General features: G+C 71.4%; 26 protein-coding genes. 12 read left to right on the forward strand and 14 right to left on the reverse strand.

Annotated elements, in window-relative coordinates; genetic code table 11:
- Window positions 1-11: 11 nt before the first annotated feature.
- The 5 genes from KME79_RS34035 (at window position 12) to KME79_RS34055 (ending at window position 5,929) form a co-directional block, all read left to right on the forward strand.
- The gene (locus KME79_RS34035) at window positions 12-842 is read left to right on the forward strand and encodes an IclR family transcriptional regulator (protein ID WP_148033450.1); all 831 of its coding nucleotides are present in this window, start codon (window positions 12-14) and stop codon (window positions 840-842) included.
- 31 nt (window positions 843-873) lie between these two features.
- Complete coding sequence (locus KME79_RS34040) at window positions 874-2,307, forward strand: dihydroorotase (RefSeq protein ID WP_148033449.1); 1,434 nt, start codon at window positions 874-876, stop codon at window positions 2,305-2,307.
- A 141-nt stretch (window positions 2,308-2,448) separates the two neighbouring features.
- A complete protein-coding gene (locus KME79_RS34045; protein ID WP_219549186.1) occupies window positions 2,449-3,318 on the forward strand; it encodes a branched-chain amino acid ABC transporter permease in 870 nt (289 codons plus the stop codon).
- Window positions 3,318-5,198: a branched-chain amino acid ABC transporter ATP-binding protein/permease gene (locus tag KME79_RS34050; protein WP_219549187.1), complete on the forward strand. Its 1,881-nt coding sequence runs from the start codon at window positions 3,318-3,320 to the stop codon at window positions 5,196-5,198. Before KME79_RS34045 ends, KME79_RS34050 begins: the two co-directional genes overlap by 1 nt.
- Entirely contained in the window at window positions 5,195-5,929 is a 735-nt protein-coding gene (locus KME79_RS34055) for an ABC transporter ATP-binding protein (RefSeq protein WP_219549188.1), read from the forward strand. The genes KME79_RS34050 and KME79_RS34055 overlap by 4 nt, the downstream gene beginning before the upstream one ends.
- A gap of 108 nt (window positions 5,930-6,037) precedes the next feature.
- On the opposite strand, the gene KME79_RS34060 is transcribed toward KME79_RS34055, so the two are convergent.
- From KME79_RS34060 to KME79_RS34075, 4 genes are all read right to left on the reverse strand, one after another.
- Window positions 6,038-6,772, reverse strand: a complete 735-nt coding sequence (locus tag KME79_RS34060; protein WP_219549189.1) for a hypothetical protein — start codon at window positions 6,770-6,772, stop codon at window positions 6,038-6,040.
- A 91-nt stretch (window positions 6,773-6,863) separates the two neighbouring features.
- Entirely contained in the window at window positions 6,864-8,114 is a 1,251-nt protein-coding gene (locus KME79_RS34065; protein WP_219549191.1) for a DUF4437 domain-containing protein, read from the reverse strand.
- 105 nt (window positions 8,115-8,219) lie between these two features.
- Window positions 8,220-9,773, reverse strand: a complete 1,554-nt coding sequence (locus tag KME79_RS34070; protein WP_246640878.1) for a class I adenylate-forming enzyme family protein — start codon at window positions 9,771-9,773, stop codon at window positions 8,220-8,222.
- Between the two features lie 30 nt (window positions 9,774-9,803).
- Window positions 9,804-10,775 (reverse strand): VOC family protein, encoded by a 972-nt coding sequence (locus KME79_RS34075; protein ID WP_219549193.1) that lies wholly within the window; start codon window positions 10,773-10,775, stop codon window positions 9,804-9,806.
- Between the two features lie 117 nt (window positions 10,776-10,892).
- On the opposite strand from KME79_RS34075, the gene KME79_RS34080 reads away from it, so the two are divergent.
- The gene (locus tag KME79_RS34080; RefSeq protein ID WP_219549195.1) at window positions 10,893-11,339 is read left to right on the forward strand and encodes a hypothetical protein; all 447 of its coding nucleotides are present in this window, start codon (window positions 10,893-10,895) and stop codon (window positions 11,337-11,339) included.
- Between the two features lie 19 nt (window positions 11,340-11,358).
- On the opposite strand, the gene KME79_RS34085 is transcribed toward KME79_RS34080, so the two are convergent.
- From KME79_RS34085 to KME79_RS34115, 7 genes are all read right to left on the reverse strand, one after another.
- On the reverse strand, window positions 11,359-11,808 hold the full coding sequence (locus KME79_RS34085; protein ID WP_219549197.1) for a hypothetical protein: 450 nt from the start codon (window positions 11,806-11,808) through the stop codon (window positions 11,359-11,361).
- Between the two features lie 248 nt (window positions 11,809-12,056).
- On the reverse strand, window positions 12,057-12,749 hold the full coding sequence (locus tag KME79_RS34090) for an urease accessory protein UreD (RefSeq protein ID WP_308249158.1): 693 nt from the start codon (window positions 12,747-12,749) through the stop codon (window positions 12,057-12,059).
- A 124-nt stretch (window positions 12,750-12,873) separates the two neighbouring features.
- On the reverse strand, window positions 12,874-13,536 hold the full coding sequence (gene ureG / locus KME79_RS34095) for an urease accessory protein UreG (RefSeq protein WP_148033440.1): 663 nt from the start codon (window positions 13,534-13,536) through the stop codon (window positions 12,874-12,876).
- Between the two features lie 16 nt (window positions 13,537-13,552).
- On the reverse strand, window positions 13,553-14,584 hold the full coding sequence (locus KME79_RS34100; protein ID WP_308249159.1) for an urease accessory UreF family protein: 1,032 nt from the start codon (window positions 14,582-14,584) through the stop codon (window positions 13,553-13,555).
- 467 nt (window positions 14,585-15,051) lie between these two features.
- Window positions 15,052-16,761, reverse strand: coding sequence for an urease subunit alpha (locus KME79_RS34105; RefSeq protein WP_219549203.1), 1,710 nt, complete (start codon window positions 16,759-16,761; stop codon window positions 15,052-15,054).
- Window positions 16,754-17,065, reverse strand: coding sequence for an urease subunit beta (locus KME79_RS34110; protein WP_148033437.1), 312 nt, complete (start codon window positions 17,063-17,065; stop codon window positions 16,754-16,756). The genes KME79_RS34105 and KME79_RS34110 overlap by 8 nt, the downstream gene beginning before the upstream one ends.
- Window positions 17,062-17,364: an urease subunit gamma gene (locus KME79_RS34115; RefSeq protein WP_148033436.1), complete on the reverse strand. Its 303-nt coding sequence runs from the start codon at window positions 17,362-17,364 to the stop codon at window positions 17,062-17,064. The genes KME79_RS34110 and KME79_RS34115 overlap by 4 nt, the downstream gene beginning before the upstream one ends.
- Before the next feature lie 200 nt (window positions 17,365-17,564).
- Here KME79_RS34115 and urtA point away from each other — a divergent pair, with 200 nt between their 5' ends.
- Genes urtA through urtE form a run of 5 tightly spaced genes read left to right on the forward strand, consistent with a single transcriptional unit; the run spans window position 17,565 to window position 22,046 of the window.
- Window positions 17,565-18,782, forward strand: coding sequence for an urea ABC transporter substrate-binding protein (gene urtA / locus KME79_RS34120; RefSeq protein WP_219549205.1), 1,218 nt, complete (start codon window positions 17,565-17,567; stop codon window positions 18,780-18,782).
- Window positions 18,782-19,630 (forward strand): urea ABC transporter permease subunit UrtB, encoded by an 849-nt coding sequence (gene urtB, locus KME79_RS34125; RefSeq protein ID WP_219549207.1) that lies wholly within the window; start codon window positions 18,782-18,784, stop codon window positions 19,628-19,630. Before urtA ends, urtB begins: the two co-directional genes overlap by 1 nt.
- The gene (gene urtC, locus KME79_RS34130; RefSeq protein WP_219549209.1) at window positions 19,627-20,646 is read left to right on the forward strand and encodes an urea ABC transporter permease subunit UrtC; all 1,020 of its coding nucleotides are present in this window, start codon (window positions 19,627-19,629) and stop codon (window positions 20,644-20,646) included. Before urtB ends, urtC begins: the two co-directional genes overlap by 4 nt.
- On the forward strand, window positions 20,630-21,373 hold the full coding sequence (gene urtD / locus KME79_RS34135) for an urea ABC transporter ATP-binding protein UrtD (RefSeq protein ID WP_148033433.1): 744 nt from the start codon (window positions 20,630-20,632) through the stop codon (window positions 21,371-21,373). The genes urtC and urtD overlap by 17 nt, the downstream gene beginning before the upstream one ends.
- Window positions 21,357-22,046 (forward strand): urea ABC transporter ATP-binding subunit UrtE, encoded by a 690-nt coding sequence (urtE, locus tag KME79_RS34140; protein ID WP_219549211.1) that lies wholly within the window; start codon window positions 21,357-21,359, stop codon window positions 22,044-22,046. The genes urtD and urtE overlap by 17 nt, the downstream gene beginning before the upstream one ends.
- Before the next feature lie 3 nt (window positions 22,047-22,049).
- On the opposite strand, the gene KME79_RS34145 is transcribed toward urtE, so the two are convergent.
- Genes KME79_RS34145 through KME79_RS34155 form a run of 3 tightly spaced genes read right to left on the reverse strand, consistent with a single transcriptional unit; the run spans window position 22,050 to window position 24,057 of the window.
- On the reverse strand, window positions 22,050-22,766 hold the full coding sequence (locus KME79_RS34145) for a Mut7-C RNAse domain-containing protein (RefSeq protein ID WP_308249160.1): 717 nt from the start codon (window positions 22,764-22,766) through the stop codon (window positions 22,050-22,052).
- 35 nt (window positions 22,767-22,801) lie between these two features.
- Window positions 22,802-23,782 (reverse strand): GNAT family N-acetyltransferase, encoded by a 981-nt coding sequence (locus KME79_RS34150; RefSeq protein WP_219549215.1) that lies wholly within the window; start codon window positions 23,780-23,782, stop codon window positions 22,802-22,804.
- 29 nt (window positions 23,783-23,811) lie between these two features.
- Complete coding sequence (locus KME79_RS34155; RefSeq protein ID WP_219549217.1) at window positions 23,812-24,057, reverse strand: DUF2630 family protein; 246 nt, start codon at window positions 24,055-24,057, stop codon at window positions 23,812-23,814.
- 37 nt (window positions 24,058-24,094) lie between these two features.
- On the opposite strand from KME79_RS34155, the gene ddaH reads away from it, so the two are divergent.
- Window positions 24,095-24,853, forward strand: a complete 759-nt coding sequence (gene ddaH / locus KME79_RS34160; RefSeq protein WP_219549219.1) for a dimethylargininase — start codon at window positions 24,095-24,097, stop codon at window positions 24,851-24,853.
- Window positions 24,854-24,983: the final 130 nt, after the last annotated feature.

Genomic DNA, 24,983 nt, shown 5'->3' on the forward strand with positions numbered 1-24,983 from the left:
TTGGAGGACAGATGCCGACCAAGAACGCCGGCACCGCGACCAGCGGGAAGGCGCCCGCGAGGGAGAACTCCGGCCAGGCCATCGCCACCGTCGAGCGGGCCGCGGACGTGCTCATGCACTTCGCCGAGACCCCCTCGAACACGCTGGGCGTGACCGAGATCGCCGAGGCGCTGGGCATGTCCAAGGCCGCCGTGCACCGGATCCTCGCCTCGCTGCGCGTGCGCGGGCTGATCGAACTGGACCAGTCGACCCGGCGCTACTCGCTCGGCGTCGGCGCGATGCGGCTCGGCCTGGCCTATCTCGACCGGATCGACGTGCGGCGGATCGCCGCGCCGGAGCTGGTGACGCTCTCCCAGCGCACCGACGAGACGGCCACCCTGTCGATCCGCACCGGTAACTACCGGATATACGTGGACCAGGTGACCCCGGCCCGCGAGGTCATCATGAGCGTGAACCTCGGCGTGGCCCACCCGCTGCACGCGGGCGCCTCGTCCAAGGCCTTCCTCGCCTTCCTCACCGAGGAGGAGATGGAGAACTATCTGTCGCTCGGCGCGCTGGAGCCGCTGACCGGCAACACCATCGTCGACAAGGCCCGGCTCCGCAGGGAGCTGGCCTCGATCCGCGAGGGCGGCTACGCCCAGTCCTTCTCCGAGCGCATGTCCGGCGCGGCCTCCGTGGCGGCGCCCATCCTCGACCACCACGGCAGGCCGGTGGCGGTCGTCAGCGTCTGCGGGCCGGTGGAGCGCTTCCGCGCCGAGGTCGGGGAATGCGTCGCGAGGCTTCTCGAATCAACCGCACGACTGTCCGCCCAGATGGGCTGGAACGCATCCGAAAGGGGGTGACGGCCGGAGCCTCGGGGAGCCGGCCATCTCCATGTCTCGATACGACCTTCTCGTCAAGGGTGGCACCGTCGTCCTGCCGTTCCACGGCGAAATCCGCGCAGACCTGGCGGTCTCCAACGGCAAGGTCGCCGCCCTGGCCGACGACATCCCGGCCGCCGAAGCCGATGAGGTGGTCGACGCCCGCGGCAAGGTGGTGCTCCCCGGCGCCGTCGACGCCCACTTCCACCTCGGCATCTACCGGGACCTGGCGCTCGACGCCTTCGAGGAGACCCGCTCCTCGCTGGTCGGCGGCGCCACCACGGTGCTGTCGTACTTCCGCACCGGCTCCCACTACCTCGACCGTACGGGACCGTACAAGGAGATCTTCCCCGAGGTGCTGAACGCGGTGGCGGGCCGCACCTGGACCGACTACGCGTTCCACCTGGCGCCGATGACGGTGGACCAGATCGCCGAGATCCCCATGCTGGTGGAGGAGCACGGGGTCACGTCGTTCAAGTACTACATGTTCTACAAGGGGTTCGACCTGGCGGCCAACAGCCGCGACGCGCGCTCCTTCACCATGGGCGACGAGTACGACCTGGGCCACCTCTATCTGCTGATGGAGCAGATCACCGCGGTCCAGAAGGCCAACCCCGACAAGCGGCTCTCGGTCTCGCTGCACTGCGAGCAGTCGGAGCTCATGCGGGTCTTCATCGACCGCGTACGGGCCGACGGAGACCCGCAGACGCTGCGCGCCTACCACGAGGGCCGCCCGCCGCTGACCGAGCGGGTCGCCATCGGCGAGGCCACCACGCTGGCCTCGCACACCGGCACCAACCTCAACCTGCTCCACCTGTCGAGCGCGGAGGCCGTGGACGCGGTCGCGCTGGCCCGCCGCTCGTTCGGCGGTGACCTGCGCGCCGAGACGACCCTGCACCACCTGTGCCTGGACCACGACACCCTGGACGCGACCGGCAGCCTCGGCGGCAAGGTCAACCCGCCCATCCGCACCAAGGCCGACAACGAGGCGCTGTGGCGGCACGCGGCCGAGGGCACCATCGACTGGGTGGCCTCCGACCACGCCTGCTGCATGGAGGCCGAGAAGGGCGACCAGCTCTGGCCGGCCCGCCCCGGCTTCGGCGGCACCGCCCTGCTCTACCCGGTGCTGTTCTCCGAGGGGCACCGCAAGCGCGGCCTGTCGCTGTCCAGGATCGCCGAGCTGGCCTCGGCCAACCCGGCCCGCGCCTACAACCTGTGGGGCCGCAAGGGCAGCCTCATGGTCGGCTTCGACGCCGACCTGACCGTGGTCGACCCCGAGCTGGCGCAGCCGGTCACCAACGAGGTGTGCCTGTCGGGCCAGGACCACACCCCGTTCGAGGGGGTCGAGCTCACCGGCTGGCCCGTCGTGACCGCCGTCGGCGGGCAGGTGCGCTTCCGTGACGGCGAGACCGTCGGCGAGCCCACCGGCCGCTACGCACGCCACTGACCTGCGTTAACCAGGGGTCGCTCAAACATCAGACCTATTGACAGGGTTCTTGGGCGACCCCTAGCTTTTTCCATTGAAACGCTGTTTCGTTTTGTGGAACGACTCTGGCACTACCCGTAACACCCCCGAGGAGCGGTGCTGATGAGCCCCGAGGCCATCATCGATGGGCTGTTCGCCGGTTCCATCTACGCCCTGGTCGCACTCGCCCTGGCGATCGTCTTCCAGCCGACCCGGATCATGAACTTCGCTCAGGGCGAGGCGCTGATCCTCGGCGCCGCCGTGGCCTACCAGATCGTCGCGCTGGAGAAGCTGGGCTGGGCCGCGGCGATCGGCCTGACCATCGTGCTGGCCTGCGTCATGGGCGTGCTCATGGAACGCATGATCACCCTGCCCATCAAGCTGTCCGGATCGCGCAACGCCTGGATCATCGCGACGCTGGCCGCGGCGCTGATCTTCCAGTCGGTGTTCAACCTGGGCTACTTCGACGTCGACGCCCTGAGACCCAGCCCGATCATCCCCGGCGGGTTCGAGGTCGCCGGGATGACCATCCAGTGGCAGGAACTGCTGACCATCGTGGCCGCGCTGGCCGTCATGGGGCTCTACGACCAGTTCCTGCGCCGCTCCGCCTACGGCAGGGCGATCCGGGCCACCGCCCACAGCTCCGACACCTCGGTGCTGATGGGCATCCCCGTGCAGCGCATCGTGGTGCTCTCCTTCGTCATCGCGGCCGTGATCAGCGCCGTCGCCGGCCTGCTCGCCGCTCCCGTGATCTTCGTGGCCCCGGCGGCCGGCCTGGTGTTCACCATCAAGGGCTTCACCGCCGCGGTCATCGGCGGCGTCGGCTCGCCCCGCGGCGCGCTCATCGGCGGCATGATCGTCGGCCTGCTCGACACGATCGTGCGCAGCCTGGTCGGCGGCTCCATCGGCAACTTCGCCGTCTTCGCCGCCCTCGCCGTGATCCTCGTCATCTTCCCGTCCGGACTCTTCGGCAAGCCCATGGAGGCGCACTGATGGCAACGGTGGAAACGACCCCCGCCCGCGCCGGCGGGCGCGGCGGCTCCTTCTTCGACTCCGCGGGCTACCACCGATGGCGCACCGTGGCCCTGGCCGGGCTGACGATCGTGGCCGTCGGCGTGCTGCTCGCCTGGCCGTACATCACCGACTACTACAGCTACAACGCCTCGTACTACAACGGGCTGGTCGCCTCGGCCGGCATCAGCGCGATCCTGACGATCTCCCTCAACCTGTGCATGGGGTACGGCGGCCTGCTGTCGATGCTCCACAGCGGCCTGCAACTGGCGGGCGGCTACGCCACCGGCTACATCGTGGTCAAGGCGAGCGGCTCGTGGCTGCTCGGCATCGTGGCCTCGACCGCCGTCGGCACCGTGATCGCCCTCATGGTGCTCGCGGTCAGCCTGCGGGCCACGTACCTGTACTTCGGCATGATCACCCTGGCCGCCAACCTCATCGTGGTCGAGGTCGGCCGCGAATGGGAGCTGGTCACCGGCGGCATCGTCGGCATCAGCGGCATCGCGCCCGGCGCCGGCGGCGAGATCATGCCCAAGGAGGTCTTCTACTACGTGGTGCTGGGCTTCCTCGTCCTGGCCTACATCGTGCAGCGCAACCTCGTGCGCAGCGGCGTCGGCCGCGCCTCGATGGCCGTGCGCGAGTCCTCCGACACCGCCTCCGCGATGGGCATCTCGCCGAACCGGGCCAAGCTCCTGCTGTTCGGCATCTGCGGCGGCATGGCGGGCCTGTCCGGAGCCCTGTACGCGCTGCAGCTCGGGTTCATCAACCCGGACGTCGGCCTGCTCGACAACGGCATCATCTTCTTCGTCGGCCTGTTCCTCGGCGGCAGCGCCACCCTGGCAGGGCCGATCATCGGCGTCGGGTTCATCGCCCTGATCGTCGAGCTGATCAAGGACCAGGCCCGCTACACCACCCTCGTCCTCGGCCTGCTGCTGCTGGCCGCCATGATGCTGATCCCCGGCGGCATCGTCGGCACCTGGAAGAACTCGCGCTTCGGCCGCGACCGGGTGACCGAGGCCAGGGACGAGGAGCTGCCCGAACAGGTGCCCGACGTGGTGCCCGAGCTGCGCGACGCCCGGCCGGACGTGCCCGCGCTGGAAGGCACCGGCATCGTCAAGCACTTCGGCGGCGTGCACGCGCTCGACGGCGTGGACGTGCGCATCATGCCCGGCACCGTGCACGGCATCATCGGGCCCAACGGGTCCGGCAAGTCCACGCTGGTGTCCTGCCTGACCCGCTATCACAAGATCGACGCGGGCATCGTGAAGGTGTTCGGCGAGGAGGCCGCCGCGACCGCGCACGGCGTGGCGCGGGCCGGGGTCACCCGGGTCTTCCAGGTCCCGCACCTGTTCGAGCGGGTCAGCGTGCTCGACAACGTGCTCACCGGCATGCGGACGCGCGAGTCCTACAGCTGGCTCGGCGCCGTGCTCCGCTCGCCGTCCTACCGCCGCCAGGACCAGGTGGAGCGGAAGGAGGCGCTGGAGCTGCTGGCCTTCGCCGGGCTCGCCTCCCGCGCCGACTGGCTCGCCTCGTCCCTTTCGCACGGCCAGAAGCGCCTGCTGGAGGTCGTCCGCGCGGTGGCCAGCCGGCCCAAGGTGCTCATCCTGGACGAGCCCGCCACCGGCCTGACGACCGGCGAGCTGGACGCCCTGGCCAGGCTCTGCCGGGCGCTGCGCGAGCGCGGGCTGGCCGTCGTGCTGATCGAGCACAACGTGGACTTCGTGATGAACCTCTGCGACGAGATCACCGTCCTGGAGAGCGGCAAGGTGATCGAGCAGGGCAACCCGGAACGGGTGCGCAGCTCGGCGGCGGTCCTCGAGGCGTACCTCGGCCGCCCGGACCTCATGGGAGACGAGTCGTGAGCAGACTGCTGGAACTGTCGGGGCTGGGCGCCGCCTACGGCGGCGTGCGCGCCCTCGACGGGCTCGACCTGCACGTCGACGAGGGCGAGTTCGTCGTCCTGCTCGGCCCCAACGGGTCGGGCAAGACCACGACCATGAAGTGCGTCTCCGGGCTGCTCAAGCCCGTGGCGGGACGGATCACGTTCGCCGGCAAGGACCTGGCCAAGGTGCCCGGCTGGAAGCGGCCCGCCCTCGGGCTCGGCCACGTGCCCGAGGGCCGGCAGATCTTCCCCGAGCACACCGTCATGGAGAACCTCACCCTGGGCGCCTTCCCGGTGCGGCGCAAGCGCGCCGAGACCGAGCGGCGGCGTGAGGAGATGCTGGAGCTGTTCCCGCGGCTGGCCGAGCGGAGCACCCAGCTCGCCGGCACGCTCTCGGGCGGCGAGGCGCAGATGCTCGCGGTCGCCCGCGCCCTGATGGGCGACCCGCGCCTGCTCATGCTGGACGAGCCGTCGCTGGGGCTGGCGCCGCTGAAGGTCATCGAGCTGTTCGGCTATCTCAAGCGGCTGCACGAGGAGCGCGGGCTCACCATCCTGCTCGTCGAGCAGCAGGCCAGCACCGCGCTGCGGCTCGCCGACCGCGGCTACGTGCTCGACCACGGGACGGTGGGGCTGGAGGGCACCGCGGCCGAGCTGCGCGACGACCCCCGCGTCCAGGCCGCCTACCTGGGACAGCTCCGAGAGTCCGCCTGACACCCACCAGCGGAACGTCCGGTACGGATCCGTACCGGACGTTCTGTTGTGTACGGGTCCCATGCCGAGGCCCCCTCCCCGGCCGGGAAGGGGGCCTCGGTCGTCCGGTCAGCCGAAGGCGGTGGTGCCGGGCTTGACGACGCCGAGGAAGGCCGCCAGGAGCACCAGGAACCAGATCGCGTACACGTACGGCAGGCACGTCTGCACGGACGTGCGGATCCTGGCTTCGACCTCCGGCGTGGAACCCTCGGAGACCAGCTTGCCGAACGCCGGCCCGAACGGCTTCAGCCGCCAGCGGATCATCACGCCGGCGAGGATGCAGAGCCCGTAGGCGGCGAGCTTGGCGCCCAGCCACTTCGGGTTCGTCTGGACGCCGAACGGCTCCGGCACGACCATCATGTACGCGCCGATGCCGACCAGCACGACCACCAGGCCGTACCGGACGACCAGGTCGAGCCGCTGCACGATCCGGCCGAGCGCGGTGGCGCCCTTGGTGTAGTCGTAGACGACCAGCGCCAGCCAGCACAGCGCGGCCACCCAGACGAGGGCGACGAACCACCAGGGGAAGTAGTCCTCGGCGAACGGCCCGAGCGCCATCAGCGTCACGCCGCTGGGCAGGAACAGCACCAGGCAGATGCGCGGCGCCATGTCGACCGCGTGCATGATCTTGGCGGCCACCGACCGGGCGGGGGTGGGCAGGTCGGACTTGAGGATGAAGCGGCTGGAGTAGAAGACGCCGATGTCGCTGCCCAGCCAGTACACGAACAGGACGATGTGCAGGAAGATCGCCAAACTGTAGGCGTTGAGCCCATGAACCGGTTCGATGGGCGCGGCGAGGATCATGAGTGAGTCTCCGTAGGAGTGCGTGTGGCCGGGTCCCTCGGGACCCGGCCACGTTGATTCAACACGGTGATTCATGAGGTGTCAGGCGTGACTACATGCCGTCGCCGTCCCAGCGGCCGCGCGAGCGGCTGCGCACGGGCAGGCTGGAGAGGATCGGCGCGGGGATGGGGTCGCCCTGCTTCCAGACGCGGCCCGCGCCCCAGTTGTGCGCGTGCTCGTCGGTGCGCTGGTCGGGGTGCTCCAGGTCGGCCGGGGCCGCGCCCCAGTCGGCCTCCGGGACCCCGTGGTCGTGGTCGCCGTGGTCGTGGTCGTGGTCATGACTGTGGTCATGGTCGTGGTCGCCGTGGCCGCCCTGCAGCCGGGCGGTGTCGAGGGCCTTGGCGATGGCGATCAGGCTGGCGTCGGTGCCGAGGCCGTGCTCCACGACGTCGCCCTCGTCGGCGCCCTGGCTGCGCGCGTACTCCAGCGACGCCCGCAGCATCTCCATGTCCTCGTCGCTGCGCCGGGACTCGCCGCCGAGCTCGTGGGAGGACTGTGACCAGCGCATGGCGCCGCCGCCGGGGCCGTAGTTGATGCCCTCGCCGCCCCAGCGCACCCACTCGTTCTGGGTGTACCAGTTGAACAGCTCGCCGTCGGAGCGCAGCAGCCAGGTCGCGCCGCCCTCCATCGAGGTGAAGTGGCCGTGCTTGACCCGGGCCGGGCGGAAGAAGTAGGTGCCGAGGTCCAGGGTGCCGAAGTTGTACTCCATGTGGCCCTGGGTGGTGTACGCCTCCTCGTAGCACGGGTGGTGGGCCAGGCGGTGGTCGGCCCAGCCCTCCTGGGCGTGCACCAGCCGGGTGTAGAAGCCGGTCACCGGGTCGACGTGCAGATACTTGATGAACAGGCCGGGCATCGGGCCGGGGTTCGGCACCGCGTCCCACTGCATGGCGTCGCTGTCGATGACGATGACGTCCTCGCGGGCGTCCGCCCAGCGCGGGGCGGCGAGCGAGTCGACCGCGTCGAAGCCGGCGTCGCCGTACTCGCGGTAGTGCAGGATGCGGGTGCCCTCGGCGAACGTGATCGCGTCGGCCGGCACGCCCTTCGGCGCGTACACGTATCCGCCCTTGCCGATCTGACGGCCGCCGTACGTCATCGAGCCTTCGAGCACGTAGTACTCGCTGTTGGCGTGGTGGATGCCCGGGCCGCGGCCCCAGTCGGTGTGGAAGTCGACCCGCAGCGACGAGGAGCCGTCCTCCTCGTCCACCGACAGGCGTCGCTCGCTGGCCCGTCCTTCCCCGCCGACCAGCTCGGCGCCGTGCCAGACGTAGTCATCTTCTTGGATCAGCTCGACATGCGGGCGCACTTGGTTGTCCTTCCACCGACCGTGAAGCCGATTGTTCCGGTATGCGAAACGTTGTTTCTTCAGTCGATTCGAGAGTAATTGTCTGATGTATTGCGGGTCAAGGGCCTAGGAAGCTCCCGCCTGCGCCTTCAGGTCCCGCTTGACGATCTTGCCGGCCGCGTTCCTGGGCAGCTCGGTGACGACCTGCCACCGCCTGGGGACCTTGTAGCCCGCCAGGCCCGTCCGGCAGTGCGCCTCCAGCTCGGGGAAGAGGCTCTCGGGCGCGGCCTCGACGCCGCGGCGCAGCACGACGTAGGCCATGACCTCCTCGCCCCACCGCTCGGACGGGGAACCGACGACCGCCGCCTCGGCGACCGCCCCGTGCGTGGCCAGCACGTCCTCGATCTCGCGCGGGTAGACGTTCAGGCCGCCCGAGATGATCATGTCCTTCTTGCGGTCCACGACGTGCACGTAGCCCTCCTCGTCCCGGACGACGATGTCGCCGCAGGTCAGGAAGCCGTCCTCGGTCGTGCACGCGGCGGTGGCCGCCGGGTCGTCGTGGTAGCCGTTCATCAGGAAGGGGGAGCGGCTGAACAGCTCGCCCGGCTCGCCGGGGCCGGCCGGCGCACCCGACGGGTCCACCACCCGCAGCTCCGTCATGTACCAGGCGTGGCCCACCGAGCCCGGCTTGCGGTGCTGGTCCACCGGGCGCAGGTTGGTCACGATGCCGGCCTCCGTGGACCCGTACAGCTCGTGCACGCCGCACGCGGGGAACGTCTCCATGACCCACTGCTTCAGCGTCCAGGGCAGCGCGGCGGCGTTGAAGTAGAGCGTGTCGAGGCTGCTCAGGTCGTGGCCCGCGAGCTTGCCGTCGTCCATCGTACGGAGCATCTGCGCGTGGGTCGGCACCAGGAACACCGACCGCGCCCGGTCCCGCTCCACCAGGTGCAGCAGCGCCTCCGGGTCCCATTTGCGGAGCATGGTGACGGTGCCGCCGGTGTAGACCGGCGCGTACCCGAAGGCGAACCCGGCCCCGTGGTACATCGGGGCCACCGCCACCGACACCCGGCCGGCGCCCAGCCCCCACTCCAGTGCCGAGCAGTAGAAGGTGAGCGACCGGCTCCGATGACTGATCACCACGCCCTTGGGCCGCCCGGTCGTGCCGGAGGTGTAGGTGATGCAGAACGGGTCGAGCTCGTCCACCCGCACCCCGGGATCGGCCGCGCGGGCCGCGGCCAGCTCCTCCTCGTACGGCCGCCCGGCCTGCGCGCCGTCGATGGACAGCGCCGTCAGCCGCAGCTCCTCGATCGCGTCGCCCACCGTGGCGGCGCAGGCGTCGTCCAGGACGATCGCGCGGCTGCCCGAGTGCTCCAGGATGTAGCGGGCCTCGCCCGCCGTGAGCCTCGGGTTCAGCGGCACCATCACCAGGCCCGCCTTGGCGACGCCCGCGGCGATCTCGGGGTACTCCAGCCGGTTGCCGAGCAGCACCGCCACCCGGTCGCCGGTCGTCAGGCCCCGGGCCAGCAGCGCGCACGCCAGACGGTTGGCGCGCTCGTCGAGCGCGGCGTAGGTGAGGGTGCGTTCCCCGTCGATCACCGCGGTCGCCGAGGGGGTGGCGCGGGCGAACTCGCGCACCCCGCCCGCGATCGACAGGGGGGCGCCTCCACGGAGGACGGGCATGGTCTCTTCCTTACGTCGGAGTGGGGGAAGTCAGCCGCGTGGCTGCCAGAGGGTGACGGAGATGCCGTTCGGGGTGTCGGCGGCGGCCACCAGGGCGCGCCCGTGCAGCGGGTCGTCGGTCTCGGCGGGGGAGGCCGTCACCGTGCCGCCGGTCGCGCGGACGCTCTCCAGCGCGGCCTCCAGGTCCCGGGTCCGCACCGACCAGCCGGTGTGGCCCAGCGAGCGGGCCGGGCGCTGGGTGGCCCGCCGGTCCACGCGGTGCTCGGTGGCGGCGCTGGTGACCTCGATCCTGGCGGTCTTCTCCCCGGCCAGGAACGCCAGCCGCATCTCGGTGCCCGGCGGCAGGCCCGCCACCTCGTCGAAGCCGGGGGCGGAGAAGACCACGTCGTACCAGACGGCCATGCCCAGGCCGTCAGGCCCCCAGAACGCGACCTCGGAGTCGGGGTCGGACACATGGCAGACGACGGAGGTCAGCTCGGTGTAGGGGCGCGCGGGGTCGGCGGCCCACGCCTCGGTGCCGCGGACCGCGGCCGGCTGCACGAACACCACGACCGTGCCGTCCGGCGCCGGGCAGACGCCCTGCGTGACCTGCACCTCGCGGTCCCCGACGCTGACGCCGTACGTGGTCGGCGCGGTGGTCCAGGCGCGGCCGGAGGCGGCGAAGCCCGCGTGCGCGGCCTCGATGTCGCGGGCGTACATGTCGATGCCGACCAGGCCGACGTCGAGGTTGTGCGGCGGCTGTGCGGGGGCGAGCGGCTCCGGCACGCGCACCAGGTGGATCCGCCCGGTGCCGGCCCCGGCCGCGGCCAGCGCCATCACCTCGACGTCCGCGGGGCCCGACCCCCACAGCGGGCCGGCGACCGACCCGGGCACCACGCCCTCGCCGGCCACCCCGTAGCCCAGCACGTCGCGGAAGAGTTCGAGGTGCGGGCCGAAGTCGGTGACGCCGACGATCGCGGCGGTGATCCCCTCGACCAGTGGCTCTCGGTCGTTCTCGGTCACATGCCCTCCGGGGAGCGAGGCTGTTCCTGTTTGCGGAACAGTGTTCCATTTTGGCTAGTTGTCACGCTAAGCTCGCCGCCATCTACCTGTCAACCGCCGCTGTGACCAGGAGGAATCATGCGCGCAGGAGTCCCCGGAATGCCGATCATGGACAAGCACCTCGGAGAGTGGCGTGGGGAGTACATCCACGTCGACGCCGATGGCAAGATCGTCGACCGGCACGCCTCCCACCTGTACTGCAGGATCCCCGAGGACGGCTCGTTCAGCTTCATCCAGACCAACACCTACACCTGGGACGACGGCCGCCAGGAGGTGTTCGACTTCGGCGGGCGCGTGGAGAACGAGATCGCCTACTTCGACACCGAGCGGATCACCGGCGAGATGAGCCAGGTGGACGACCTGACGATCGTGCTGACGTGGTCGTACAAGGACGACCCCGACAATTACCTGTACGAGCTCATCCAGCTGTCCCGCGACGGCAGGCACAAGTGCCGCACCTGGCACTGGATGGACGGCGACCGCCTCGTCAAGCGGACGATCATCTCCGAGACCAAGGTCGCCTGAACCGGCGTCACCCGCGGCTTCACACGCGGCGGACCAGCGTCAGGACGGCCAGCAGGACCACCGCGAACGCCGACGCCAGCGCCGCGTACCAGCCGTAGCGGATCACCGGCTCGACCGAGAGCAGCTCGCCCACGTCGAGCGAGACCCGGTCGGCCGGGCCGCGCGGGGAGGACACGAACATCACCAGCGCCAGCATCGCCAGCGCCCCCGGCACCGCCGCCACGGCCGCGAGCCTCGGCCGGGCCAGCATCCCGGTGATGCCGCAGCCGATCGCCGCCACCCCGGCGAGCAGGGCGTAGACGCCGAGCAGGTCGTCGATGCCGCGCGTGTCGCTGGTGATCGCGCCGCCGATGACGGCGCTGCTGGCCCGCACCCCCGACCACGGCAGCACCGCGCACAACGCCAGCACCGCCCCGGCCAGCGTGATCCCCGCCGCGTAACTGCGGCTGCCCGCCCTGGCTTCGGCCACACGATCACGATAAGCCGCACCGGGCACCCGCACCATGCACCGCCACCCACTCGTCACCGTCAGGCACCATCCCGACCGCCCTCTTCCCGGGCTTCCCCGGAACATCTCCACAACCGGCCCTCGTGGGACGTCGCGGGCGGGTGCGCTCGTGGGTGCTCTTCTGGGTTGTCACCTCTGCGGGGCGTCGTGGGCGGGTGTGCTCGTGGGTCCTCCCGGGGGGGTCGTACCTGTTGATGTTTCGTGGGTGTTCATCGTGGTCGGCCTTCCTCGGGGGCCTGTGGGCCGTTGAGCACGGTGGACTCGCCCCAGCGCAGCCTGGCGCGCAGTTCGACCGCGTCGGCGGCCAGTGCGGACACCAGCGTGCCCGGCCCGGCCAGGGGCAGCACGGCGACGCCATCCGCCACCAGGGCCTCCGGCGGGGCGGCCGGGCCCGTGATGAGCGTCGTGCCCACACAGGAGGCGCCGCCGAAGACGGCGGGGGAGGAGTTCAGCGCCTCCTCTCCCACGGTGAACTCCTGTCTCAGCAGCGGCCGGCCGCCGACCGTGGCGTCGAAGCGGGTATGGCAGCGTCCCGGCCGCTCCCCGTACCGCCCGAAGACGATCTCCTCCCGCCACAGCACCCGCGCGCCCGGCGCGAGCTTGAGCCGTACGGACATGCGATGGAAGCACCCGGCGGCCAGCACGGTCGGCTCCGGCGTGAACCGGAGCGTCGCCCCCTCGCCCACCACGGCGGTGATGAGCATCGACGACTCGCCCCGCCCCGGCAGGACGAGCGTGCTCGCCACCGACCCCACCTCCAGCGTGGTACCCGCCGCGACGACCAGATCGAGCGCCAGGTCGTCACCCCCCAGAGGCCCGGCCGCCGTGGAGACCAGATGCACGGCCGCCTCCCCGGTCTGCCGCAACGTCAGCGGAGGATCGGAACGCAACAACGAGATCACGGTCCCACCCCCCACCACCCCGCCGCCCCGCCCACCGGACGATCCCGCAGCGCCCGCGCCGGCCGCTCGGCCATCGGACGGTCTCGTTGCCAGGGTGGTGGCGATGGCGGCTCTGGCGCGCATGTCAGGCGTACTCGTGGCGCCAGGACTTGACCTGGTCCGTCACCCAGGCGGCCACCTCGGCCACGGCGGGTTCCTGCCTGACCGAGGTGAACAGCACCGGCCTGCCGCCGCGCACCGCCGCCGCGTCCCGGTCCATGACGCCCAGGTCCGCGCCCACCATCGGGGCCAGGTCCGTCTTGTTGACCACCAGCAGGTCGGCCGCGGTGACGCCGGGACCGCCCTTGCGCGGCACCTTGTCCCCGCCGGACACGTCCAGGACGAAGATCTGCCGGTCGGCCAGCCCACGGCTGAACGTCGCCGTCAGGTTGTCACCGCCGCTCTCCACGATGACCAGGTCGAGCGGGCCGAAGCGGTGTTCGAGCGTCTCCACGGCGTCCAGGTTGGCGGCGATGTCGTCGCGGATGGCGGTGTGCGGGCAGCAGCCGGTCTCGACGGCGGCGATGCGCTCCTCGTCGAGCACGCCGGCCCTTCGCAGGAAGTCGGCGTCCTCCGTGGTGTAGATGTCGTTGGTCACCACGCCGAGCTGCAGCGACGGACCGAGGGCCCGGCACAGCGCGGCCACCAGGGCCGTCTTGCCGCTGCCGACGGGACCGCCGACCCCGAGCCGCAGCGCCCTGCCGTGGCCGTCGGGGGCGTGATGGTGGTCGTCGTGGTTGGCGCCCATGTCGCGGGGTTCCTCCTTATGAGACGAAAAGTCTGACCGTCGCGTGCGCGTGCCGCTCGGCCAGCAGGTCCAGTCCTGGCGCGGACGGCGCCCCCAGCGCCGCCCATCCGCCCTCCTCCACCCCCGGATCAGCGGAGTATCCCGCCAGCCCGGAACATCCACAGCCTCCTCGCGCCGCACACCCATCCACCTCAGGGACCCCCACCCCGTCCACCTCAGCAGCCCCGAACCCACCGGGTTCGTGAAGCCCGGCCGTGGAGGGCAGGAAAGTCCCGATCCCGCCCGGCTCGTGAAGCCCGGCCTCGGGTGGCTCGGGAGTCCCGATCCCGCCCCGCTCGTGAAGCCCGGCCTCGGAAAGCTGGGTAGTTCCGATCCCGCGCGGTTCAGGAAGCCCGGCCTCGGCCTGCTGGAGAGCCCCCGCCGCGTCCGGTTTGTGACGAGCGATCTCGTTCGGCTTGGGGAGCTTGGCATCGGCCGGTTCGGGAGTCTCCATCGCGGCCGGTTCGGGCTGGGTGGTCTCCTGCGGCTGGGGGAGCCTCGAACCCGCAGGTTCGGAAATCTCTGTCGCACCTGGTTCGGGCTGGGCGATGTCGTGCGGCCGGAGGAGCCCGGTGTCGGTCGGTTCGGGAGCCTTCGTCCCAGACGGCTTGGGATGGGTGGTCCCGTTCGGCTTGGGGAACTTGGTTCTGGCTGGTTCGGTGAGGGCGGTCAGGTCGGGTGTGAGGTCGGCGAGGATGCCGTGCACGGCCACCGGGTCGAGGCCGAGCAGGCGCACCGCCGCCGTGGCCGGGCCGGTGATCGCGTGATAGGCCGCCGCCAGTGCGGCGTCCCCGGGTGTGGCTCCCGCCGCGTGCGCCGCCGCGCCGAGAGCGATCGGGTGGTGCGGGCTCGGGACCTCCCGGGCCAGCTCGTCGAGCACCGGTGACGGCCACAGTCGCCGCGCCACCCGCAGTAGCAGCCTCCCCTGCAACCGCGCGGCCTCCCGCTGCGCGGGCGACGCCGTCCGTGCATCGGCCTCTGCGTCCAGCAGCTCCCAGGAGAAGCGCACCCCACCGACCGGCGAAACCCCATCTCCCCGTACGGTGCCGCTCGCCGAGCAAGGGGATGCCCGCGACAGGCCCTTCCGTACGGTGCCGTCCCCCGAACGAGGGGAGCCGCCCGATGGGACTTCGCCCCGCACAGGGCTGGGGCCGCTGACCGTGGGGTGAGGGCTGGCCTCTCCGCGGACAAGGTCTCTCGGGTGCGAGGGGCATCCCGCAGGAGGGGATCCGTCCGGCGGGCGTGGTACGTCTGGGCGAAATTCACCGCGTACGGGGGAGGCGGCGAAGGTGCAGGCGGCGGTGGCGAGGGTGGCGGCGAGGGCGCCGGCCGTGTGGAGGCGGCCCCGGAGGAACGACGACAGGGACGGGAGGTCGTGGACCAGCCCCAGGGCGACCGCCTGCTCGACCCCGCCGGAGTGGGCGTGGCCGCCGGCCGGGAGGCGGGAGTCGGTGAGGAGGAGGATCGCCGGGTGCATCAGAACAGGAAGTAGCGCTGGGCCAGCGGCAGGGCCGGGGCGGGAGCGGGCTCGACGGGTTCGCCGTCGATGCGTACCTCGAACGTGTCCGGCGCCACGTCGATGCGCGGCAGGGCGTCGTTGAGCGGCATCGCGTCCTTGCCGCGCCGGCGTACGTCGGCCACGGGGACGAGCCGGCGGCGCGTCGCGAGCCGGTCGGCGAGCCCGGTCTCCAGCGCGAGCGGCGCCACGAAGTGCAGCGACGTGGCGGCGGCCGTCACGGGGACGGCGCCGAACATGGGCCGTGGCAGCACCGGCTGCGGCGTCGGGATCGAGGCGTTCGCGTCGCCCATCTGGGCCCAGGCCACCACCCCGCCCTTGAGCACCAGCGTCGGCTTGACCGCGAAGAACGCCGGGTCCCACAGCACCAGGTCGGCCAGCTTGCCCGGCTCCACCGAGCCCAGCTCGGCGTCCAGCCCGTGCGCCACCGCCGGGCAGATCGTGTACTTGGCGACGTAACGGCGGGCCCGCAGGTTGTCGGCGGGGCCGTCGCCGAGCTTGCCCCGGCGGGCCTTCATCACGTGCGCCGTCTGCCAGGTGCGGATCACGGTCTCGCCGATGCGGCCCATGGCCTGCGAGTCGGAGCCGATGATGGAGATCGCGCCGAGGTCGTGCAGGATGTCCTCGGCCGCCATCGTGGTGGGCCTGATCCTCGACTCGGCGAACGCCAGGTCCTCCGGGATGGCCGGGTTGAGGTGGTGGCACACCATGAGCATGTCGAGGTGCTCGTCCAGGGTGTTGACGGTGTGCGGCCTGGTCGGGTTGGTCGACGACGGCAGCACGTTGCCGTGGGAGGCGACGCGGATGATGTCGGGCGCGTGCCCGCCGCCCGCGCCCTCGGTGTGGTAGGCGTGGATCGCCCGGCCGCCGATCGCCGCCAGCGTCGACTCGACGAAACCGGCCTCGTTCAGCGTGTCGGTGTGGATCGTCACCTGCACGCCCGTCGCGTCGGCCACGGTGAGGCACGCGTCGATGGCGGCGGGCGTGGTGCCCCAGTCCTCGTGCAGCTTGAAGCCGGACGCGCCCGCCTTGAGCTGCTCCAGCAGCCCTTCCGAGCTGACCGTGTTGCCCTTGCCGAGCAGCGCGAAGTTGAGCGGATAGGAGTCGAGCGACTCCAGCATCCGCTCCAGATACCAGGTCGGGGTGACGGTGGTGGCCTTGGTGCCCTCGACGGGGCCGGTGCCGCCGCCGATCACGGTGGTGACGCCCGAGCCGATGGCCTCGTCCAGGATCTGCGGGCAGATGAGGTGCACGTGGGAGTCGACCGCGCCCGCGGTGAGAATCTTGCCGTTGCCGGCCAGGATCTCGGTGGACGGGCCGATGACGATGTCGACGCCGTCCATGGTGTCGGGGTTGCCGGCCTTGCCGATGGCCGTGATGCGGCCGCCGACGACGCCGACGTCGGCCTTGACCACGCCCCAGTGGTCGAGGATCACCGCGCCGGTGATGACCAGGTCGGCGGCGCCCTCGGCGCGGGTGGTCCTGGACTGGCCCATCGACTCGCGGATGACCTTGCCGCCGCCGAACACGGCCTCGTCGCCCGCCCCCGCCGGGCCCATCGAGCGGTCCTCGGTGACCTCGATGAACAGGTCGGTGTCGGCCAGCCGCACGCGGTCGCCGGTGGTCGGGCCGTAGAGCGCGGCGTAGCGGGCGCGGGAGAGCTCAGCCATCGAGCGCCCCCGCCCGCTCGGGCCGCAGCCCCGGCACGATCCGGCGGCCGGCCAGCGGGACCAGCGTGACGTCGCGCGCCACGCCGGGCTCGAACCTGACCGCGGTGCCCGCGGGCACGTCCAGCCGCATCCCCCACGCGGCCTCCCGGTCGAAGTCCAGCCCCGGGTTCACGGCCGCGAAATGGTAGTGGGAGCCGACCTGTACGGGCCGGTCCGCGGTGTTCACGACCCGCACCGTCACCCGCGCCCGGCCCGGGTTCAGCGGGATGGCGCCCTCGGGGTGCGCGTACTCGCCCGGGATCACGGGATCGGCCTGTGCACGGTGACGAGCTTGGTGCCGTCGGGGAAGGTGGCCTCGATCTGCACGCTGTCGAGCATCTCCGGTACGCCCTCCATGACCTCGTCCCGGCGCAGCACCGAGCGCCCCGACTCCATCAGCTCGGCCACCGTCCGGCCGTCCCTGGCCCCTTCCATCAGGAACGACGCGATGACCGCGGTGGCCTCCGGGTGGTTGAGCCGCAGGCCGCGAGCCTGGCGGTCACGCGCCACCCCGGCGGCGACGTGGATGAGCAGGCGTTCCTGCTCGTGTGGGGTTAGCCGCATGGCCCGGACCATAGGAACCGGCCGTTTCCCGGGTGTTGCCGGGGCATGTCGTGCCGGTTTCCGTTGCCGAGCGGCCCAGATGACGAACACCGGCGTTCCGGTGAGGGCGTGGCAATCGGCAATTAACACGCGGGATCTATCCGTGACACGCGAGGGAGTCACCTTTCTTCCAATGGCAGGTCGGCAGGAAGGAACTGCTGGTGCGAACCCCCCGCGCCCTCGTCTCCGCGCTTCTCCTCACCACCCTCGCGGCCTGCGGGTCGCCGCCGTCCGGGTCCGGCTCCTCCGCCGACGCCCAGGACGAGATCAAGGTCGGCGTCCTCCACTCGCTCAGCGGCACCATGGCCATCAGCGAGGTCACCGTACGGGACGCCGAACTGCTCGCCATCGAGGAGATCAACCAGGCGGGCGGAGTCCTCGGCAAGAAGCTGGTCCCGGTCGTCGAGGACGGCGCGTCCGACTGGCCGACCTTCGCCGAGAAGGCGACCAAGCTGATCAGGCAGGACAAGGTGGCCACCGTGTTCGGCGGCTGGACGTCGGCCAGCCGCAAGGCCATGCTGCCGGTCTTCGAACGTTACAAGTCGCTGCTCTGGTATCCGGTGCAGTACGAAGGCCTGGAGAGCTCCCCGAACATCTTCTACACCGGCGCCACCACCAACCAGCAGATCATCCCCGGCCTCGACTACCTGAAGGAGCAGGGCAAGAAGAAGATCTTCCTGGTCGGCAGCGACTACGTCTTCCCGCGCACCGCCAACAAGATCATCAAAGCGTACGCGGCCGCGAACGGGATGCAGGTGCTCGGCGAGGAGTACACCCCGCTCGGCCACACCGAGTACTCCACCCTCGTCAACAAGGTCGTCCAGGCCGGGCCCGACGCGGTCTTCAACACGCTCAACGGAGACTCCAACGTCGCCTTCTTCAAGCAGCTCAAGAGCGCCGGCGTGAGCGCCGAGGCGATGCCGGTGCTGTCGGTGAGCGTCGCCGAGGAGGAGGTCAAGGGCATCGGCGTGGACAACATCGCCGGCCACCCGGTCGCCTGGAACTACTACCAGACCACCGACACCCCGGCCAACCAGGCGTTCGTCAAGGCGTTCAAGGCCGCGTACGGCGAGGACAAGGTCACCAGCGACCCGATGCAGGCCGGCTACAACGCCGTCCACCTGTGGGCCGAGGCGGTCAAGAAGGCCGGCACGACCGAGGTCGAGGCCGTCAAGAAGGCGGCCGGCGGGATCGCCCTGGAACGCCCCGAGGGCCTGGTCACCATCGACGGCGAGAACCAGCACCTGTACAAGACCGCCCGCATCGGCGTCATCCGGCCCGACGGCCTGATCGAGCAGGTGTGGGACTCCGGCGAGCCGATCAAGCCCGACCCGTACCTCAAGGGGTACTCCTGGGCCGGCGGGCTGGCGGAGGAGTGATGACGGCCGTCGTCAACCAGCTCCCCATCGGGCTGTCCATCGCGGCCGTGCTGCTCCTGGTGGCGCTCGGGCTGACAGTCACGTTCGGCCAGATGGGCGTGATCAACATGGCGCACGGCGAGTTCATCATGGCGGGCGCGTACACCGCCTTCCTGCTCGGTGACCTGCTGCTCGCGCTGCCCGCGGCGTTCGTGGTCGCCGGGCTCATGGGCCTGGCGCTGGAGCGCGGCGCCATCCGCCACTTCTACGGCAGGCCGCTCGACACGCTGCTGCTCACCTGGGGCGTCAGCCTGGTGCTGCAGCAGCTCGCCCGCGACCTGTTCGGCGCGCCGAACGTGCAGGTGCCCGCGCCGTCGTGGCTGTCCGGCGGCATCGGCATCCTCCCGTACAACCGCCTGTTCATCATGGCACTCGCCGTCGCGGGCGTGGCCGGCATCTGGCTGTACCTCACCCGTACCAGGCTGGGACGGCGCACGCAGGCGGTTGTGCAGAACCGGCGGCTGGCCGCCACCAGCGGCATCGACCCCGGCCGGGTCGACATGCTGACCTTCTTCATCGGCTCCGGGCTGGCCGGGCTGGCCGGGGTGGCGCTCACCCTCATCGGCCCCGTCGGGCCCGCGCTCGGCACCTACTACATCGTCGACGCCTTCCTGGTGGTGGTCGCGGGCGGGCTCGGGCAGCTGCGCGGGGCCGTGCTCGCCGCCGTCGGGCTGGGGCTGCTCAACTCGTACGCCGAGTTCTGGTCCGACGCGAGCCTGGCCAAGGTGCTCGTGTTCGCGGCCGTCATCGGCTTCCTGCAGGTGCGGCCGCAAGGGCTGGTCGCCCTGAGATCGAGGGCGCTGACATGATCAAGAGGAACCTGCCGTTCGCCGCCATCGCGGTGATCGCCCTGGTCGCCGCCCCGCTGCTGCTGGAGCCGTTCCGGCTGAGCCTGCTCGCCAAGTACCTCTGCTACGCGATCGTGGCGCTCGGCATCGGGCTGGCCTGGGGACAGGGCGGCATGCTCACCCTCGGCCAGGGCGTCTTCTTCGGCCTCGGCGGCTACGCGATGGCCATGTACCTCAAGCTCAGCGAGAGCGGCGGCGGCCTGCCCGACTTCATGGTGTGGAGCGGCGTGGAGGAGCTGCCCGCGCTCTGGGCGCCGTTCGCGAATCCGGTGTTCGCGCTGACCATGGCGGTGGCCGGGCCGGTGCTGCTCGCGGTCGTGCTCGGCACGCTGGTCTTCAGGCAGCGGGTACGGGGCGCGTACTTCGCGATCCTCACCCAGGCGCTCGCCGCCGCCATGGTCATCCTGCTCGTCGGGCAGCAAGGGCTGACCGGCGGCACCAACGGCATGACGAACTTCTTCGAGCTGTTCGGCGCCGACCTGGCCGACGACTCCACCCAGCGGGTGCTGTACCTGGTGGTCGCGGGCGTGCTCGGGGTGCTCTACCTGGCCACCCGGCAGCTCGTGAACAGCAGGTTCGGCAGGCTGCTGGTCGCCGTGCGCGACGGCGAGGACCGGGTGCGCTTCCTCGGGTACGACCCGGCCCTGGTCAAGACCGTCACCTTCGCCGTCTCCGCCGGGCTGGCCGGGCTCGCCGGAGCCCTGTTCGTCCCGGTCGTCGGCATCATCTCGCCCGCCCTGCTCGGCGTCGTCCCGTCCCTGGAGCTGGTCGTCGCGGTCGCCGTCGGCGGCCGGCAGGTCCTGGCCGGGGCGGTGCTCGGCGCGGTCGTCATGGGCTACGCCCAGACCACGTTCAGCGAGCAGTTCGCCAACGGCTGGCTCTACCTCCAGGGCGCGCTGTTCATCCTGGTCATGACCCTGGCGCCGAAGGGCATCGCCGGCATTCTGGGGAGGTTGCGCCGTGCTCGAACTGCGTGACGTGCGGGTGGTCTTCGACGGCTTCCACGCCCTCGACGGCGTGGACCTCACCGTCGCCGACGGCGAGCTGCGCTTCCTCATCGGCCCCAACGGCGCCGGCAAGACCACGCTCATCGACGTGATCACCGGTCTGACGAGGCCCGCCGCCGGGCGGGTCAGGTTCGGCGGGTACGACCTGGTCGGCCGGAAGGAGCACCAGATCGTCCGGCTCGGCGTCGGCCGCACCTTCCAGACCTCGGTCGTCTTCGAGGAGCTCACCGTCCTGGAGAACCTCGACCTGGCCGCCTGCTTCAGGAAACCACTGTGGTCGCTGGCCGGGCGGCGGCGAGGCGTGTCGGACGCCGTCGCGGAGGCGCTGGCCAGGACCGGACTCGAACCGCTCGCCGGCCGTTCAGCCGGTGTTCTCTCCCACGGCCAGCGCCAGTGGCTGGAGATAGGCATGCTGCTGGCACAGCGGCCCCGCCTGCTCCTCCTGGACGAGCCCGTCGCCGGCATGTCCAAGGATGAACGGGACCGTACGGGGCAGTTGCTCACCGAGATCGCCGACGACCACACGGTGATCGTGGTGGAGCACGACATGGAGTTCCTGCGCCGGCACGCCTCGGCCGTGACGGTGCTGCACGAGGGCAGGGTGCTCGTCGAGGGGTCGGTGGAGCAGGTCAGCGCCGACCCGCGGGTGCAGGAGGTCTACCTGGGGAGGAGGCCCAGCGATGCTGTCGGCAAATGAGCTCGAATCCGGCTACGGCAGGGCCCGGGTGCTGTTCGGCGTCTCGCTCGACGTCGGCCCCGGGCAGCTCGTCTGCGTCATGGGACGCAACGGCGTCGGCAAGACGACGCTGCTCAACACCATCATGGGCGTGCTGCCCGCGACGTCCGGCGCCGTCACCTTCGACGGCCGCGACGTCACCCGGCTGCCCACCCACGAGCGGGCCCGGCTCGGCATGGGGTACGTGCCGCAGGGCCACCAGTGCTTCCCCCAGCTGTCCGTGCTGGGCAACCTGCTGGTGACCATGGAGGCGGCCAGGACCGGCAAGGAGTCCGTCGACTCGGCGCTGGACCTCTTCCCCGGGCTCAAGCCGCTGCTCAAACGCCGGGCCGGGCACCTGTCCGGCGGCCAGCAGCAGCAGCTCGCCATCGCCCGCGTGCTCGTCACCCGGCCCCGGCTGCTCATCCTCGACGAGCCCACCGAGGGCATCCAGCCGTCGATCATCCTGGAGATCGAGGAGGCCATCGAACGCCTGCACGCCTCCGGGCTCGCCGTGCTCCTCGTCGAGCAGTATCTCGACATAGCGGTCCGGCTGGCCGACCGGTTCGTCATCCTCGACGCCGGCCAGGTCGTGCGCACCGGCGACGCCGGGGACCTGCACGGCGAGGACGTCCACCGGCTCCTCGCGGTGTGACCGTCACCCCGCCGCCCACCGGCGGGCCGACTCGACGATCTCGTCCAGCCGCCCGCCGTGGGCGCCGTGCCAGTAGACCTGGCCGCACTCGCGGCACCGCCCGTACGCGTCGTAGTTGCGCTGCGTGCCCGCCTCCAGCAGCGGCGCCACCTCGCCCTTGGACACCGCCACCAGCTCACCGTTGCAGGCCGTGCACCGGGTCCACGGACGCAGCGGCGGCGCGAACCGTTCCAGCAGGTCACGCAGCTGGTCGTCAGGACGGGACCCGCGCACGTACGCGCCCAGCCACAGCGCCCGGCGGCGCAGCAGCCCGCGGTCCTGGGTGAGCAGCACCCGCCGCTCCGCGTTCGCCTGCGCCACCAGGGACGGGTCGTCCATGTCGTTGTGGTAGGCGGTATCGAGCCCGAGCAGCCGCAACCGCCTGGCCAGAGTCCCCAGGTGCACGTCCAGCAGGAACCGCTCCTCCGGCAGCGCCTGCGGCCGCGGCACGGCCGCGACCTCCAGCACGTCCCCCGGCCGCGGCACGTACGCCGGCGTCACCGCGCGCCCGCCGGCCGTCAGCGGCCCCACCTCGGTCAGCGGGACGCCGGCGGACTCCACGTGGTGACCCAGCGTCGACGACCCGTCGGTGACGATCGGCCGCTGCGGCTCCCGCCGGCTCGCGGGCAGGAACAGCAGCAGCTCCGGGGCGATGCGAAGAAGCGCCGTCCGTTCCGTCACATCACCCATTCTGCCGCGCCCGCGGACAGGCCCGGTCATAGCGGAAGCCGCCACTCGTACCACTCGTCGAGCACCTCGAAGCCCATGGCCTCGTTGATCGCCAGCATGTGCCGGTTCGTGGTGGCGTTCCAGGTGACGATCCGGTCCACCTGCGGCTCGCTCTCGCGCAGCCAGAACAGGTTGGACAGCTTGAGCAGCAGGCCGAGCCGGTGGCCGCGGTGCTCCTTGAGCACCGTCGTGTCGCCCTGGTGACCCCAGCGGCTCGCGCGGCCGGCGTCCAGGTAAATGCGGGTGATCCCGGCGGGCGCGCCGTCGGAGGCACGCCGGGCGAGCATGCTGTAACAGTCTTCGCCGTCCCGCCGCATCCGCTCCTCGGTGGCGCGTATCCGGCCGACCGGCAGCCGCTTGGGCTCCACGCCCGCGTCGCGCGGCGCGTCGTTCATGCCGTCGAGCACCGCCGCCAGCGCGGGCAGCAGGTCGTCGCCGGCCGGGCCCGTCCAGCGCTCCAGCAGGTAGCCGCCGGACTCGGGCATCATGCGGGCGAGTCCGTCCCAATCGGCCGCACCCAGGTCGAGCACGCTGCGCGCCTGCGTGACGGCCACCGAGCAGCCGCGGGCGGCGGCGAAGGCGGATCCCGGGCCGCCGACGAGCGTGGCGCCGCCGATCAGCAGATCGCGACCACCCGCCCGCGCCCGGCCGGCGGCGTGGTCCAGCAGCGCGGTGCCCAGCCCCCGGCGCTGCCGCTCAGGATGGACCGTCAGCGTGAACAGGGTGGCGAGGTGGGTGTTGTCGTACCGGGGGAGGCCCAGCGCGTAGCCCGCGACGACCCGGCCGTCCTCGACCACGGCCCACGCCTCGGCCCGCGACCCCGGCGACCCCTCCAGCAGGTAAGCGCCGAACCGGGTCCGCGACCACAGAGGCCCGGGAATCCCCGCCATGCTCGCCACGTACGTCTCGTAGAGCCCGGTGGCCCGGTCACCCGACTCGATCCGCTGGATCAGCACGGCACCAGACAAGCGCACCTCGTCCGCCCACGCGAACGGTTTTACTGACGGTAGTTCTCCACCTGGCTCGCCGGGCGGCTCGACGCGCCGTCGGGGTCCTCACCCGCGCCGCGCCGGGCGCGCCGCTGCCGCAGCAGGTCCCAGCACTGGTCGAGCGCCGCCTCCAGCTCGTTGACCCGGGCGTTCTCCTCGTCCGTGGCCAGCTCGCCCGCCATCAGCCTGGTGCGCAGGCCGTGCTCCTCGTCGACCAGCGCCTTGATCCGGTCCAGAATCTCGTCGTCCCGCATAGGGGGACTCTAACTCCCACGTGATAGAACACGCCCTATGGCTGGTCTCGCCCTGGTAAGGAAGCCCGGCCCCCGCATCGCCGAGGGCATCGTCACGAACATCCCGCGCGAGCCCGTCGACCGCGAACTCGCCGCCGAGCAGCACGCCGCCTACGTCGCCGCCCTCGCCGCCGCCGGCTGGCGCCCGGTGCACGCCCCGCCCGCCGACGACCTGCCCGACGCCCCGTTCGTGGAGGACGCGGTCGTGGTGTCCGGCCGGCTCGCCGTACTGACCAGGCCGGGCGCGCCGGAGCGGCGTCCCGAGGTGGACTCCGTCGAGCAGGCCGTACGGGGCCTCGGGCTGAACACGGTACGGATCACGCGGCCGGGCACGCTCGACGGCGGCGACGTCCTGCAGACCGGCGACACCGTGTACGTCGGCAGGTCGGCCCGCACCGACGACCACGGCATCGCCCAGCTCGCCGCGCTGCTGCCCGAAAGGCAGGTGGTGCCGGTCGAGCTGTCCGGCGTGCTCCACCTCAAGTCCGCCGTCACCGCGCTGCCCGACGGCACCCTCATCGGCGACCCCGCGCACGCCCGCCTGCCCGGCCTGCTGGTGCCGCCGGAGGAGGCGGGCGCGCACGTCGTGCCGCTGGACGGGGACACGGTCCTGATGGCGGCCTCCGCGCCGCGCACCGCCGAGCTGCTGGAGAGACGCGGTCTCGCCGTGGTCGCGGTCGACATCTCGGAGTTCGAGAAACTGGAGGGCTGCGTCACCTGCCTGAGCGTGCTCGTCCCAGACGCTCTCAGCATGTGAGATCTTGACCGGTCCACGCCGAGACGTCTGGTAGCGTGATTTGCATGCTGCGCGGGCTCCTTCTTAGCTGCCGCGGCGAGGGCCTCTAAAGGCCGGCTCCCTCGCCGCGGAGCCAGTCATGCGCGTCGGC

Origin of the sequence: Nonomuraea harbinensis (genome assembly GCF_019396385.1) — a bacterium.
Classification (GTDB): domain Bacteria; phylum Actinomycetota; class Actinomycetes; order Streptosporangiales; family Streptosporangiaceae; genus Nonomuraea; species Nonomuraea ferruginea.

Bases quoted from the DNA above. Each gene is read 5' to 3' on its own strand.
- KME79_RS34050 (WP_219549187.1), top strand. From the start codon at position 3,318: ATGGCAACGGTGGAAACGACCCCCGCCCGCGCCGGCGGGCGCGGCGGC.
- ddaH (WP_219549219.1), top strand. From the start codon at position 24,095: ATGGCTGGTCTCGCCCTGGTAAGGAAGCCCGGCCCCCGCATCGCCGAG.
- ureG (WP_148033440.1), bottom strand. From the start codon at position 13,536: ATGGGCGCCAACCACGACGACCACCATCACGCCCCCGACGGCCACGGC.
- KME79_RS34105 (WP_219549203.1), bottom strand. From the start codon at position 16,761: ATGGCTGAGCTCTCCCGCGCCCGCTACGCCGCGCTCTACGGCCCGACC.
- KME79_RS34035 (WP_148033450.1), top strand. From the start codon at position 12: ATGCCGACCAAGAACGCCGGCACCGCGACCAGCGGGAAGGCGCCCGCG.
- KME79_RS34060 (WP_219549189.1), bottom strand. From the start codon at position 6,772: ATGATCCTCGCCGCGCCCATCGAACCGGTTCATGGGCTCAACGCCTAC.
- KME79_RS34045 (WP_219549186.1), top strand. From the start codon at position 2,449: ATGAGCCCCGAGGCCATCATCGATGGGCTGTTCGCCGGTTCCATCTAC.
- KME79_RS34070 (WP_246640878.1), bottom strand. From the start codon at position 9,773: ATGCCCGTCCTCCGTGGAGGCGCCCCCCTGTCGATCGCGGGCGGGGTG.
- urtE (WP_219549211.1), top strand. From the start codon at position 21,357: ATGCTGTCGGCAAATGAGCTCGAATCCGGCTACGGCAGGGCCCGGGTG.
- KME79_RS34115 (WP_148033436.1), bottom strand. From the start codon at position 17,364: ATGCGGCTAACCCCACACGAGCAGGAACGCCTGCTCATCCACGTCGCC.
- KME79_RS34155 (WP_219549217.1), bottom strand. From the start codon at position 24,057: ATGCGGGACGACGAGATTCTGGACCGGATCAAGGCGCTGGTCGACGAG.
- KME79_RS34080 (WP_219549195.1), top strand. From the start codon at position 10,893: ATGCGCGCAGGAGTCCCCGGAATGCCGATCATGGACAAGCACCTCGGA.
- urtB (WP_219549207.1), top strand. From the start codon at position 18,782: ATGACGGCCGTCGTCAACCAGCTCCCCATCGGGCTGTCCATCGCGGCC.
- urtC (WP_219549209.1), top strand. From the start codon at position 19,627: ATGATCAAGAGGAACCTGCCGTTCGCCGCCATCGCGGTGATCGCCCTG.
- KME79_RS34040 (WP_148033449.1), top strand. From the start codon at position 874: ATGTCTCGATACGACCTTCTCGTCAAGGGTGGCACCGTCGTCCTGCCG.